The sequence below is a fragment of the Zoogloea ramigera genome, assembly GCF_006539865.1.
GTDB classification, from domain to species: domain Bacteria; phylum Pseudomonadota; class Gammaproteobacteria; order Burkholderiales; family Rhodocyclaceae; genus Zoogloea; species Zoogloea ramigera.
Genome location: NZ_BJNV01000027.1, coordinates 47235 through 56894, shown reverse-complemented (window position 1 = coordinate 56894; position 9660 = coordinate 47235). Strand labels below are relative to the sequence as shown.

Below are 9660 nucleotides of genomic sequence, written 5' to 3'. Positions count from 1 at the left end.
CCGCATAATCGCGGACTGGACATAATTCCTCTTATGCTGAACTCGACATAAGAGGAAGAACTTTCTCTTCGCAGGATCGGATGCCGGCGGCGAGCGGGCGGCGGCGATGTACAGTCTGATCGGCACCGCCACGCTGAGCGGGCTCGACCCGGAGGCCTACCTGCGCGAAGTGCTCACGCGCATCGCCGAGCACCCGATCAACCGGATCGACGAATTGCTGCCCTGGAACCTCAACCCCGCCAAGACCCTTCTCAACGCCGCCTGACATGAGCACCGTCGTCCCCCTCAAGCCGCGCACCCGCAAACCGGCCGATCTGTTGCAACTGCGGATCGAACTGGCCGAGATCAAGCCCGCCATCTGGCGCCGGATCGTCGTCCCCGAGTCGATCACCCTTGCCAGGCTTCATCACGTCATCCAGTGCGTCATGGGCTGGCACGGCGGGCATCTGCACGAATTCGAGATCGCGGGAGAGCGCTACGGCATCCCCGACCCGGAGTTCGACTGGGGCGATCCGCCCCGCTCCGAGCAGCGCATCCAGCTCAAGACGGCGCTCGCGGGCATGAAGTCGTTCAAGTACCTCTACGACTTCGGCGATCACTGGGAGCACCGGATCAAGGTGGAGAAACGCCACCCGCCGGATCCCATCTTGTCGGCCTGCGCCCTGTGCCTCACCGGCGCCAACGCCGCACCGCCCGAAGACGTGGGCGGCGCGCCGGGCTACGCCGACTTCCTGGAGGCCATCCTCGACCCGGACCACCCCGAACACCACGCCATGCGGGCGTGGTGCGGGGAGGACTTCGAGCCCGGGCACTTTAATTTGTCTGCGGTGAATGAGCGCCTGGAGAGGCTGAGGGTCTGAGGCGTCAAGACGGGGTTGGGACGACGCTTACCAAGCACATGATTTAAAATATGTTTGTTTTTTGGTGCGGGATTTGAGATAAACCTGTTGTCATTACTTGGGGCGCAAAACAGATTCTCCCCAGCCTGTGGCGGCAAAGCGCACCAGCGCCACGCCCTCTTTTCTCGTCTCTATCCTTCCCCCACGGCCAGTGCCTTCCTAGCCCACGCCCGAAACGCCACGGACGAGGGACCGTTCTTCGACATCACGGCGGGGGGGCTCGCCTCAGTCTTCCAACGCTCAAAAAGCGCTTGGAGCACTTCGGGTTCTAGGGACGCGAGGGCTTCTTCGCCCTTGGCTCTGAGCGCTTCTGAAGCCTTCTTGCGCTCGAGGTCGGCGGCGGCCTTCGCCGCCTCGGCGCGCTTGCGGACCTCTTCCTTGGCCTTCTTCGCCTCCGCGGCCTGGAGCTTCGAGCGGTACTCATCGCCCCAGCCCTGTTCGATGGCCTTCCGGTAAATTTTGTGGAGGTCGGCCGGCTCGCCCTTCATCTCTTGCTCTTCGGCGTACTCATTGGCCCGCAGAATCGAGTATTCCAGCGTCTCGGTGTCCGCCTTCGCCAAGTACTCGTTCTGCTGCGCGAGCGAGATCTTCACCTTCGCAAAGCGGAACGCGGGATGGTCCCCCAAGTCCAGCATGGTCTGGCGCTTCGGGCGCATCCTGAACTTGAGCGCGACGACCTTCCGTTGCTTCCTCTCAGGCTCCCAATCGACCTCGATGTCTGAGAGTTCGCTCGCGTTGATGCGCTTCACGGGTCCGCTGATCACCCACTGGTTGAGCCGCTTGAAGTCCGCGTACTCCTCTGGCTTCACGCCCATGTACTCACGGAACTTCTCGAGCGGAATCCAGGGGGTTTCCCCCACCCCGACGTAGTCCTTGCAGAGCTTGTAAAGGACGGCCTCGTACTTGCCCGTGAAGCTGTTGAAAATGTTCCAGTTCAGGAGGTGGAAGATCGAGTCTTTGCGATCGAGGTTCTCGACCGCCTCGCGGAGCACATCCGGAAAGACGACACCGATCCTCGTCGACATCACCTTCCACTGGCTGATGAAGCCCGTGCCTTCCTTCGCCTTCTGGCCATCCTTCTCAAGGACGTTGCGGACGAGGGACTCCACGCGGAGCGCCTCGAGGTCGCGCTCAATCTCGCTCGTCTTCGGCTGGTAGCCAAGCGCCTCGGTAACGGCGGACATCGATAGGTAACAGTACTCCCCCGCCCTGAAAGCCTCGCCGTCCTCGTAAAGTTCGCGGTAAGTCCGGAGCATGAGGATCCAGTACTTGTACTGGAGCAGCGTGATCTTGTGCTTGATGTGCACGAGCTCCTGCGGGGCCTTGATCTGAGCCAGGGAGCTCTCCCCTGTTTTCTTCAGCTCTGTAGCCATGTTCTGCGAGCGCGTCACGGAATGTCTCCCGATGCTGTTCAAAGGACTAGACTTGTAAAAATTTTTTCTAGTCTAGTCTTAAGCGAACCGTATCACACCAGGCAAGCTGAAGGGAGGGGGGATTTTCTAGACCTTTGCAGGATTCTGGACACGGGCGGCCAGATGGGGGGGAATTTCTAGACCTTTCTCGGGGGCCCTTCAGCACCGGATCGCTCCGTTGTCAGGAGAATTCTGCCGATCCGTGGGAAATCCGTAAGACGCAACACCGAAGTGACCACTGGAGAGGGGAGGTTCCCAGGCTTTTAAAGGGTTCAGGCCTAAAATCGCTTGCCGGATGGGGTGCAGAATCTAGTTTTCGGCCTTTTTAAGAGGTTCCCCGCTATGAGAATCGGCAGCAACGGTCCATCCGGACCTTTGGTCTGGGGGAGGGGTTTTTCTAGACCTTTACCAGTTCGGGTGAGGGGGTTTCCTAGACCTTAGGGGGGGGGTTTCCTAGACCTTTCGGGAATCTCTAGACCTTTCATTGGAAAGGGGGGGGGGTTTCCTAGACCTTAGAGGGGGGTTTCCCTAGACCTTACGAGCTGGAAACCCAGTACCAGCGCGGGTTTCCGGACGCCTAAAGTAGTTAAAGCTGCTTAATATTAAAAAGCAGTAGCAGTCGGAACCATTCAAAGGTGCCGAACCCCAATGCCTCAAATGAGCACCGAACGCTGCGGCTTTTTCAAATCGAGAATCAGGAAACCCTAGCGTTGTAAAGGTCAAAGAGAGGGCAACCCGAAAATGGCTTGCAAAGTCGGGATTGTCTGCATAACGGTAAACTCCCACGCTGTTTGAGCGTGAGCTCGGGTAACCAGAAGACTTCAAGATATCTTGCAAAGCATGTACGACGTACATGCATCGGTTGCACTGCAACATCAGAAAATCAACAGAACGGGAGAAATCCAAGTGACCGCGAAAATCATCGCCTTCAGCAACCACAAAGGGGGCGCCGGGAAGACACTAGGCAGCATGACCCTGGCTGGCTTTCTAGCCAAAAAGCATTCTGTTCTGGTGGTGGATGCCGACGAACTCCAGACGGCAACTAAGTGGGCTGCTCAAGCGGACGATGCAAAGCCCTTCCCAGCCTCTGTAGTTGGATTGTCTGCAGCCGGCGGGAAGATACATCGAGAACTCCAGCGGCTATCCCAACAGTACGACTTCATTATTGTCGACTGCCCTCCGTCCGTGACCTCGCCGATCCCCCAGTCAGTCCTACTTGTTTCTGATCTCGTTATCATTCCGACGCGTCCCAGCCTGGCTGACATCTGGGGCGTCAAAGACACGCTTGGTCTTGTCGAGCGGGCCAAGGTGCTCAACGAGAACCTCAAAATCGCCTTTCTGGTGAATGCCTTGACCCCGCGGACGCAGCTCGGGAAGGACTCGCTAGAAGTTCTTCAGACGATGGATGGTCACTTGCTTAAGACCGTTTTCCGTCAACGCCAGGCGTATGCACAAAGTCTCGTCCTGGGCGGCACTGTGTTCGATGTCCCAGGAGCCAAAGAAGCTCAACAAGAAGTGACCGCAGTGGGTCACGAGGTGCTCGAACTCTTGGGCATGCAAGGCACCTGACAGTAGACTCAATACCGATTTTTGTCATACTATCTAACGATATGATGATATATCAGTGTGAGGATGTTCTCGTATGAACAAGCTCAAAAACAAAATGCTGGCTGGGGCTGCTGCTCCCGATAAGTTCGCTGCTGCTGAAGCGGCAATGGCCGCTGGAGGCCTAGTTCAGGCGGTGGCTACCGTTGCTGAGTCAGCTGAATCTGCGCGGGTAGCGCCTGCTAAGGCGCCCGAGGGAAAGCGACCTACCCGCAGTGGACAAGCAGTACGCGAATCACTGACGCTTCTGCCTGATGAGAGCGCGATCATCGACAGCCTCCGTTTGCGGCTTGCGACTGTCGGGATCATCCCAAACCGTAGCGAGCTTATCCGAGCTGGCCTTCTCGCCATGCGAGATCTCGATGCTGAAACCCTGGCGCAGCTGTTGGAGAAGGTTCCCAAGCTCAAGCCCGGGCGGCCTGTTTGATAAAAATACTATACAATGATATTACGGTAATACTATATTCTGCATGTCTATGCCCAAGATCATCTACGTCCTGAAGAACGAAGTGATGCCCGGCCTAGTCAAGATCGGTCTCACAACTGATAGCGTGGAGTCGCGTATCGCCAGCCTTAGTACCGCAACCGGCGTGCCTTTGCCCTTCGAATGTCACTTCGCAGCTGAGATCCCTGATGGGGTGAACCTCGAAAAGCTGGAGAAGACGTTGCATCAACTCTTTGCAGAACGGCGTATCAACCCGAAGCGAGAGTTCTTCAAGGTTGAACCAGAGAAGATCGTCCTTGCGCTGAGCATTGGCGGTTTCAAGGAAGTCACCCCAGGCAAGACGAACATCGACCCGGTGGAGGTCGAGGCCATGGAAAAGCTAAAGGAGCAACGTAGAGCCCGCATAAACCTGAGCCCCCTGGGCATCGAGCCCGGAGCGGAGCTAGTGCTGTCACGTGATGAAGACGTGAAGGCCTTCGTAGTGCCCAACAACAAGGTCAGCTACAAGGGCGAAGTGATGAGCTTATCTGCTGCTGCCCTGAAAGCCTTGCAAGAGATGGGATACAAGTCGACAACAGTCAGCGGCTCAGGATACTGGATGTTCGATGGTGAACTTCTCGATGAGCGCCGAGTGCGGCTTGAGGCTCAGCAGTTTGAAAATCAGCCATGACTCGCTCGGATCTGATCGAGAGACTTTCCAGTACGTTTCCTACCTTAACCGCCGCGGACGTGACAGCCGCAGCCAAGGTCATCCTTAAAGCTATGGCTGATACGCTCGAGGAAGGTGGACGCATTGAGATTCGAGGTTTCGGATCCTTTAGCACCAATGTCCGCCCTCCTAGACTCGGTCGAAACCCCAAGACAGGGGTGACGGTTGATGTTCCAGCCAAGAGGGCGATCAACTTCAAACCCGGGCTCGAGCTTCGCGAGCGGGTTGATTTCTCTAGGACTTAGCTTCGCCGAACAACGCCAGTTGGCCTTTGAGCTCTGTTGCGGTAGTTTCAGCCCGACGAGCCTCTTCCTTGGTTTGAGCCAGCTCTTTGCTTGTACTGTCCAGAGATCCTTGGAGAGCACTTACTTGGTTCCGCAGCTTCCCGGCCTCCTGGTTCGCGTCGCGCAGGTCAGTTTCAGCCTTGGCCAATCGGCCTTTTAGGTCTTCAATCGAAGCCTGACTCTGCTCGAGTTTGGCGTTCGAGACCGCAGCAACCTGCTCCGCAACCACTCGGGCCGCGCGCTCAGCCTCGAGATCTGTCTTCAGCTTGGTTAGTTCAGCCTCAAGGCGGGGCACCCCTTCGAGGCGCAACTGGAGCTTCGCAGTCTCGGTCCGAGCTGCTTCAGCGGCCTGGCGCTGCGTCTCGGCTGCTTGTCTTGCTTCAGTGAAGTCTGCATGCAGTTGCGCGTAACGCCCCTCGAGCTGACTGTTATCCCCTTGCAGCGCCTCCAGTGCAGTCTTGAGATCCTCCAGATCTGATGCCTGAAGCTCGTTCTCTGCGATCAGGTCTTTTTGCGTCTGTTGTGCCGTAACGAGGTCTTGTTCGAGGTTCAGTTTTGCAGCTGCAACTTCCTGGCCGATGAACTCAACCAGGGCGCGCTGAAGTGCAGTAGGTAATGCGACAGGCGTGTCCGGCGCCCGGCTCTGCCCGGCCTGCCAATTCTGGAGCAGTCGCAGAACTGTCGCCATCGAGCCTCTTCCAAGCTCTTCGCGAACTCCTCGAGCAGTCGGCCTACCACCGCCGGCGCGGATACGGTCGGCGACAGCGTTCACTTCCTCCTGAGTAACCGTTGCTTCACGAGCCATGTCGAATCCTTTTAATGCGTTACGGTATGATATTACGTTATGATACGTTATGTTATGAATTGAGACAAGGGCAACATATACCCGACGGCCGCTGGCGTCTCTTCATGCACGAAGTTAATGCAGAACTCGACCGCGGTGAATCGATGGTGGTCGTGCTTGCGGCTGTCGGTTTGACGCCAATTGACGCTGTCTCCGATACCAACGTATACGACCTCGAGGTCAATGATTTCGACGGTACTGCAGTTATCTCGAGTTACGCCATCGACCGCCGGATGCAACGCCCGTACCTGCACACTGAGCGCTGAGCGCTTCCGACAGGAAGGCGTCCAGGCTACGACGCCGAACAACTCTGCCACCGACTCAGTGACTCTCAACATAAGCTGGTCGGTGAAGGAGTTCTAGGCGTCCAAGCACTGCTTAAATTTTAAGCGAATCTTCCAAACCCTTGTCTGCCAAGGGATTCAAAGCAAAGCAACCAGGCTGTCCACGAACTTATCCCCAGATGATGGGGGTGAATTTAAAATAATAATACGATATGTTTATATTATTAAAGTTTAATATTTTTGTTTTCAAGCTCAGATCAGGTCTTGCTCGAACGAAGCTCGCATCCGAGTCCGCAATGAGATCTCTATGTGCAAAGTGAAGATCATCCTATCCAGGTTTGCCGAGGCCGCCGACTTTATTCGCGCGCAGTGCAAAAACGATCAAGTACTGGTGGTGTCCAGCATCGTGCCGGCCAGTGGATTTGACTCGGAGGTGGTGCGCTTAGAGCGCACCTTCTGCCCATCCCATTCCACACAACTCATCCGCCATACCCCTGCCAGCTGAGGCGCACCCCGAATAACCCTTTGCATTAGTCTGGTATACCTCGTGCTTGCGTCATGCCATTTTATCGACCAAGGCATGATCATGAACCACCAAGGGAGCTGGGCAATGGACGAGTTTGGCGGGGCGCAGGTTGGGGATGCACGTCTGGGCAGGCGCCTGATCAAGTTGGTGGATCGGCTCGGTGATGCCCCATCAGCGAGCATTCCGGGTGCGTGCAATGGGCGCACTGAAACGCAGGCGGCTTACCGATTCTTCGACCAGGCGCGTGCGGACAAACGCGGGCTGGGCTGGGAGTCCGTTCTGGCGCCGCACATGGCGCGCACCGAGGCCCGTATGGCAGCGCACCCGGTAGTGCTGTGCCTGCAGGACACGACCGAGCTGGATTTCAACGGCCAAGACATCGACGGCTTGGGACGCTTGTCCTATGAAGCACAGCGCGGGATGTATGTGCATCCGACCTATGCGGTGACGCCCCAGCGACTGCCGCTGGGTATTCTGGACAACTGGATGTGGGCACGACCGCTGGGCACGCTGGAGAGCCGGCGCTGGGTTGAAGGGTATGAACGGGTGGCCGAGCGTGCGCAGAAATTGCCGGGCACGCGGCTGGTCTATGTCGCTGACCGCGAGGCCGACATGCTTGAGTTGATGCAGCGCGCCCATGCGCTGGCCTATCCGGCGGACTATGTGCTGCGCGCCCAGCACAACCGGTGCCTGCCCCAGGGCGGCAAGCTGTGGCCCGCGACGCTGGCCACGCCCTCTCTGGGCGAAATCGAATTCACTTTGGGCCCACGCACCCGACAGCCCGCACGAACCGTACGCCAGACACTTCATGCTCACGTCGTGGCGCTGCCTGACGGTCAGGGCGGCACCCTGCAGGTGAGCTGCCTGATTGCCTGCGAAACGGGCCTGCAAACCGGGCAAAAGCCTGTCGAATGGCGCTTGCTGACCAACCGGGTCATAAGCACCGTGGAGCAGGCCGCGGAGTTGATCGACTGGTATCGCTGCCGCTGGGAAATCGAAACCCTGTTTCATGTGCTCAAGAACGGCTGCCGTGTCGAGGCGCTGCAGCTGGGGGAGATCAAGAAGCTGGAGTTGGCGCTGGCTATCTACCTGGTTGTGGCCTGGCGCCTGACACATCTGCAGCATTTGGCCCGCACTCATCCCGAGCTGCCCGCCAGCGAAGTGTTTGATCCGGTGGAGTGGCAGGCCGCCTGGCTGCTGGCCGAGAAAGACCCGCCCAAGAAGACGCCATCGGTGCGCGAAGTCATCCGACGCATCGCCATGCTCGGTGGCTTTCTTGCCCGAAAAGGCGATGGTGAGCCCGGGGTCAAAACCTTATGGCAAGGCTTTGCGAGAGTCACCAGCTTCGTCAGAGGGGTCGAGAAAATGCGAACGATTCATGCGTTATGAGTTGTGTGGAATGGGATGCCTTCTGCCGCCTGGCGGAGATTCAGACTCGGCTCACACAGAGCAACATAACCGGCCTCGTTACGGAGATCGACGGGTGTTGTTCGGCGGCCTGATCGTGTAGCTCCCTTCTGGCTCGCGTGGTGTCTCAATGACGGCTTCGCGGGCATGGCCGGGAGCCGGTGCGCCTTTGGCCTTCGGTATCTGGCGGGGTGAACTCGCTCACCGGAAAGCCGTGTACGGTGCATCACCAACCCTGGGGAGATACCTATGTGGGCGGGGAGTGATCTGTTTAATAGTCATGCGTTGCCGGTCGTGATGCCACGATGACGTTACAAAGCGCAGCTGTTCCGCGTCACAGGAACTGCAAAGATGAAAAACCAGATCGACAACCTTGCACGTGGTATTCAACATGACCTCGCGCAGCCATCTCCAACCGTGCGCGAGGTGACTGCCTTTTTCAGGCCATCGGCCCATTCTTAGTCGTTAGGCCGGGCATGCGACTATGCGCTGCAGTAGCTAGCCATTCTCTCCGATTTCTGATCGCGACTTTTTATGGCGTAGCCCTAGCGAACAGCCGCCCTAGTGCGGGCTTTAGGCGTTTTGCAAAAAAAAATACCCCGACGCCTTATTGACGGTCGAGGTAACTTGCTTTAACCTAATAAAGTTGGACAATTCTCGGTACTGGGCGCAACCGGTACCGAGATCTACCAACTGGATCAGTCCCAAAACTCTGAAGAAAGAGAGCGTTTTATGGTATGCCTTTAGATTACATCCAAACTCTGGGTTATGTGTGCCTTGCCATCTACTATATGGCTAAAACACTGTCAAAGTTTCCGCTGTTTTAACTCTTAAATTTCCCCGCTTCGGCGGGGTTTTTTTAGTTCAACTCATCGGGGAGGTGATGCAAATTACTCCGAACTAAAGGGCCGCTTTGCTTGAGCAAAACGACCCGAGGAACATGCGGATAATATATAAATTATCCGCTTAAGTCAACAGGTGTTGACTTTTATAGGTTGTTGTTTTTGTTATGATTTTTTGTGTTGCTTGAAAAATTAGTTGATGGTATTGATTTTTTTGTTTCTAAGTATTTGACTTTAATGAATTTTTTTTTACTGCTGGCAATTGTCTGGGCTTGACAAGTTGCCTGGCGAGGGGGCGAGAAGTGGGGGGCAGAGAATCGATTTTTGAGTGCAACAGTTCAGGCAGCGGCGCTTTGTTAGACAAGGTGGAGCACGGTTTTCCTGCCCGCGCCCCTCGCTATGG

10 protein-coding genes and 1 pseudogene are annotated in these 9660 nt (G+C 56.6%); 9 read left to right on the top strand and 2 right to left on the bottom strand.

What is annotated here, in order from left to right; genetic code table 11:
- Nucleotides 1–52: 52 nt before the first annotated feature.
- Together ZRA01_RS09615 and ZRA01_RS09610 are read left to right on the top strand one after the other, a co-directional pair.
- Nucleotides 53–265: pseudogene (locus tag ZRA01_RS09615) on the top strand (transposase domain-containing protein); the annotation flags it as partial.
- Between the two features lies 1 nt (nt 266).
- Complete coding sequence (locus ZRA01_RS09610; protein WP_141351578.1) at nt 267–860, top strand: plasmid pRiA4b ORF-3 family protein; 594 nt, start codon at nt 267–269, stop codon at nt 858–860.
- 170 nt (nt 861–1030) lie between these two features.
- Here the strand turns inward: ZRA01_RS09610 and ZRA01_RS09605 are convergent, their stop codons facing one another.
- Nucleotides 1031–2290: a replication initiation protein gene (locus ZRA01_RS09605; protein WP_141351576.1), complete on the bottom strand. Its 1260-nt coding sequence runs from the start codon at nt 2288–2290 to the stop codon at nt 1031–1033.
- An 861-nt stretch (nt 2291–3151) separates the two neighbouring features.
- On the opposite strand from ZRA01_RS09605, the gene ZRA01_RS09600 reads away from it, so the two are divergent.
- From ZRA01_RS09600 to ZRA01_RS09585, 4 genes are all read left to right on the top strand, one after another.
- Nucleotides 3152–3880 carry an AAA family ATPase gene (locus ZRA01_RS09600; RefSeq protein ID WP_141351574.1) on the top strand — a complete coding sequence of 243 codons (729 nt, stop codon included), beginning with the start codon at nt 3152–3154 and terminating at the stop codon, nt 3878–3880.
- A gap of 73 nt (nt 3881–3953) precedes the next feature.
- Complete coding sequence (locus tag ZRA01_RS09595) at nt 3954–4343, top strand: hypothetical protein (protein ID WP_141351573.1); 390 nt, start codon at nt 3954–3956, stop codon at nt 4341–4343.
- 49 nt (nt 4344–4392) lie between these two features.
- Nucleotides 4393–5031: a GIY-YIG nuclease family protein gene (locus tag ZRA01_RS09590; RefSeq protein ID WP_141351571.1), complete on the top strand. Its 639-nt coding sequence runs from the start codon at nt 4393–4395 to the stop codon at nt 5029–5031.
- Nucleotides 5028–5315, top strand: coding sequence for an integration host factor subunit beta (locus ZRA01_RS09585; protein ID WP_141351569.1), 288 nt, complete (start codon nt 5028–5030; stop codon nt 5313–5315). The genes ZRA01_RS09590 and ZRA01_RS09585 overlap by 4 nt, the downstream gene beginning before the upstream one ends.
- Here the strand turns inward: ZRA01_RS09585 and ZRA01_RS09580 are convergent.
- A complete protein-coding gene (locus ZRA01_RS09580) occupies nt 5305–6159 on the bottom strand; it encodes a DNA-binding protein (RefSeq protein ID WP_141351567.1) in 855 nt (284 codons plus the stop codon). The two genes, ZRA01_RS09585 and ZRA01_RS09580, sit on opposite strands and share 11 nt — an antisense overlap.
- 104 nt (nt 6160–6263) lie before the next feature.
- Here ZRA01_RS09580 and ZRA01_RS09575 point away from each other — a divergent pair, with 104 nt between their 5' ends.
- From ZRA01_RS09575 to ZRA01_RS09565, 3 genes are all read left to right on the top strand, one after another.
- On the top strand, nt 6264–6464 hold the full coding sequence (locus ZRA01_RS09575; protein WP_141351566.1) for a hypothetical protein: 201 nt from the start codon (nt 6264–6266) through the stop codon (nt 6462–6464).
- 325 nt (nt 6465–6789) lie between these two features.
- Entirely contained in the window at nt 6790–6987 is a 198-nt protein-coding gene (locus ZRA01_RS09570; RefSeq protein ID WP_141351564.1) for a hypothetical protein, read from the top strand.
- Nucleotides 6988–7062: 75 nt separating this feature from the next.
- Nucleotides 7063–8397, top strand: a complete 1335-nt coding sequence (locus ZRA01_RS09565; RefSeq protein WP_443096950.1) for an IS4 family transposase — start codon at nt 7063–7065, stop codon at nt 8395–8397.
- The last annotated feature ends 1263 nt before the right edge of the window (nt 8398–9660 follow it).

Excerpts from the sequence above, each read along its gene's own strand:
- ZRA01_RS09610 (WP_141351578.1), top strand. The coding sequence starts at position 267 with ATGAGCACCGTCGTCCCCCTCAAGCCGCGCACCCGCAAACCGGCCGAT.
- ZRA01_RS09600 (WP_141351574.1), top strand. The coding sequence starts at position 3,152 with ATGTACGACGTACATGCATCGGTTGCACTGCAACATCAGAAAATCAAC.
- ZRA01_RS09595 (WP_141351573.1), top strand. The coding sequence starts at position 3,954 with ATGAACAAGCTCAAAAACAAAATGCTGGCTGGGGCTGCTGCTCCCGAT.
- ZRA01_RS09590 (WP_141351571.1), top strand. The coding sequence starts at position 4,393 with ATGCCCAAGATCATCTACGTCCTGAAGAACGAAGTGATGCCCGGCCTA.
- ZRA01_RS09585 (WP_141351569.1), top strand. The coding sequence starts at position 5,028 with ATGACTCGCTCGGATCTGATCGAGAGACTTTCCAGTACGTTTCCTACC.
- ZRA01_RS09580 (WP_141351567.1), bottom strand. The coding sequence starts at position 6,159 with ATGGCTCGTGAAGCAACGGTTACTCAGGAGGAAGTGAACGCTGTCGCC.
- ZRA01_RS09575 (WP_141351566.1), top strand. The coding sequence starts at position 6,264 with ATGCACGAAGTTAATGCAGAACTCGACCGCGGTGAATCGATGGTGGTC.
- ZRA01_RS09570 (WP_141351564.1), top strand. The coding sequence starts at position 6,790 with ATGTGCAAAGTGAAGATCATCCTATCCAGGTTTGCCGAGGCCGCCGAC.
- ZRA01_RS09565 (WP_443096950.1), top strand. The coding sequence starts at position 7,063 with ATGATCATGAACCACCAAGGGAGCTGGGCAATGGACGAGTTTGGCGGG.